The organism is Streptomyces polyrhachis, from assembly GCF_042663125.1.
Classification (GTDB): Bacteria; Actinomycetota; Actinomycetes; order Streptomycetales; family Streptomycetaceae; genus Streptomyces; species Streptomyces polyrhachii.
The window spans coordinates 1-2,589 of the sequence record NZ_JBHSZO010000076.1 but is presented as its reverse complement, the minus strand read 5'-3'; the positions used below and the strand labels follow the sequence as shown (position 1 = coordinate 2,589).

Annotated in this window: 2 rRNA genes (1 of these 2 only partly in view); both read left to right on the top strand. The window is 56.6% G+C overall.

Annotation, left to right across the window (positions count from 1 at the left end):
• Positions 1-2,372: ribosomal RNA gene (locus tag ACFQLX_RS25530) — 23S ribosomal RNA — on the top strand; it begins 1,077 nt to the left of the window's first position.
• Between the two features lie 109 nt (positions 2,373-2,481).
• Positions 2,482-2,589 (top strand): 5S ribosomal RNA (gene rrf / locus ACFQLX_RS25525); the annotation flags it as partial.

Genomic DNA, 2,589 nt, shown 5'->3' with positions numbered 1-2,589 from the left:
TGCGTAGTTGCACGCTCTAGACCCGAAGCGGAGTGATCTAGCCATGGGCAGGTTGAAGCGGCTGTAAGAGGTCGTGGAGGACCGAACCCACCAGGGTTGAAAACCTGGGGGATGACCTGTGGTTAGGGGTGAAAGGCCAATCAAACTCCGTGATAGCTGGTTCTCCCCGAAATGCATTTAGGTGCAGCGTCGTGTGTTTCTTGCCGGAGGTAGAGCACTGGATAGGCGATGGGCCCTACCGGGTTACTGACCTTAGCCAAACTCCGAATGCCGGTAAGTGAGAGCGCGGCAGTGAGACTGTGGGGGATAAGCTCCATGGTCGAGAGGGAAACAGCCCAGAGCATCGACTAAGGCCCCTAAGCGTACGCTAAGTGGGAAAGGATGTGGAGTCGCAGAGACAACCAGGAGGTTGGCTTAGAAGCAGCCACCCTTGAAAGAGTGCGTAATAGCTCACTGGTCAAGTGATTCCGCGCCGACAATGTAGCGGGGCTCAAGCGTACCGCCGAAGTCGTGTCATTCACACATGAGGGCCAACGCCCGTGTGGATGGGTAGGGGAGCGTCGTGTGCCGGGTGAAGCAGCCGTGGAAACGAGTTGTGGACGGTTCACGAGTGAGAATGCAGGCATGAGTAGCGATACACACGTGGGAAACGTGTGCGCCGATTGACTAAGGGTTCCTGGGTCAAGCTGATCTGCCCAGGGTAAGTCGGGACCTAAGGCGAGGCCGACAGGCGTAGTCGATGGACAACCGGTTGATATTCCGGTACCCGCTTTGAAACGCCCAATATCGAACCAGGCGATGCTAAGTCCGTGAAACCGCCGGTTGCGTCTTCGGACAAGATCGGAGTGGTGGAGCCGACGGACCAGACTTGTAGTAGGTAAGTGATGGGGTGACGCAGGAAGGTAGTCCAGCCCGGGCGGTGGTAGTCCCGGGGTAAGGGTGTAGGCCGTTGTCCAGGTAAATCCGGATGACATGTAAGGCTGAGACCTGATGCCGAGCCGATTGTGGTGAAGTGGATGATCCTATGCTGTCGAGAAAAGCCTCTAGCGAGTTTCATGGCGGCCCGTACCCTAAACCGACTCAGGTAGTCAGGTAGAGAATACCGAGGCGTTCGGGTGAACTATGGTTAAGGAACTCGGCAAAATGCCCCCGTAACTTCGGGAGAAGGGGGGCCATCACTGGTGAAAGGACTTGCTCCTTGAGCTGGGGGTGGCCGCAGAGACCAGCGAGAAGCGACTGTTTACTAAAAACACAGGTCCGTGCGAAGCCGTAAGGCGATGTATACGGACTGACGCCTGCCCGGTGCTGGAACGTTAAGGGGACCGGTTAGTGCACTTTCGGGTGTGCGAAGCTGAGAACTTAAGCGCCAGTAAACGGCGGTGGTAACTATAACCATCCTAAGGTAGCGAAATTCCTTGTCGGGTAAGTTCCGACCTGCACGAATGGCGTAACGACTTCTCGACTGTCTCAACCATAGGCCCGGTGAAATTGCACTACGAGTAAAGATGCTCGTTTCGCGCAGCAGGACGGAAAGACCCCGGGACCTTTACTATAGCTTGATATTGGTGTTCGGTTCGGCTTGTGTAGGATAGGTGGGAGACTGTGAAGCGGCCACGCCAGTGGTTGTGGAGTCGTCGTTGAAATACCACTCTGGTCGTGCTGGATGTCTAACCTCGGTCCGTGATCCGGATCAGGGACAGTGTCTGGTGGGTAGTTTAACTGGGGCGGTTGCCTCCTAAAGAGTAACGGAGGCGCCCAAAGGTTCCCTCAGCCTGGTTGGTAATCAGGTGGTGAGTGTAAGTGCACAAGGGAGCTTGACTGTGAGACTGACGGGTCGAGCAGGGACGAAAGTCGGGACTAGTGATCCGGCGGTGGCTTGTGGAAGCGCCGTCGCTCAACGGATAAAAGGTACCCCGGGGATAACAGGCTGATCTTCCCCAAGAGTCCATATCGACGGGATGGTTTGGCACCTCGATGTCGGCTCGTCGCATCCTGGGGCTGGAGTCGGTCCCAAGGGTTGGGCTGTTCGCCCATTAAAGCGGTACGCGAGCTGGGTTTAGAACGTCGTGAGACAGTTCGGTCCCTATCCGCTGCGCGCGCAGGAGTCTTGAGAAGGGCTGTCCCTAGTACGAGAGGACCGGGACGGACGAACCTCTGGTGTGCCAGTTGTCCTGCCAAGGGCATGGCTGGTTGGCTACGTTCGGAAAGGATAACCGCTGAAAGCATCTAAGCGGGAAGCCTGCTTCGAGATGAGGACTCCCACCCACTTGATGGGGTAAGGCTCCCAGTAGACGACTGGGTTGATAGGCCGGATATGGAAGCCAGGTAACTGGTGGAGTTGACCGGTACTAATAGGCCGAGGGCTTGTCCATAGCTGCTACGCGTCCACTGTGCAGGTTCTGAGATAACGAACCGTCGACCCCCACTCCTACTACGGTTGTTGTGGTGGTGGGTTGGTCCGGTGGGTTAGTTTCATAGAGTTTCGGTGATCATAGCGTTGGGGAAACACCCGGTTACATTCCGAACCCGGAAGTTAAGCCTTTCCGCGCCGATGGTACTGCAGGGGGGACCCTGTGGGAGAGTAGGTCG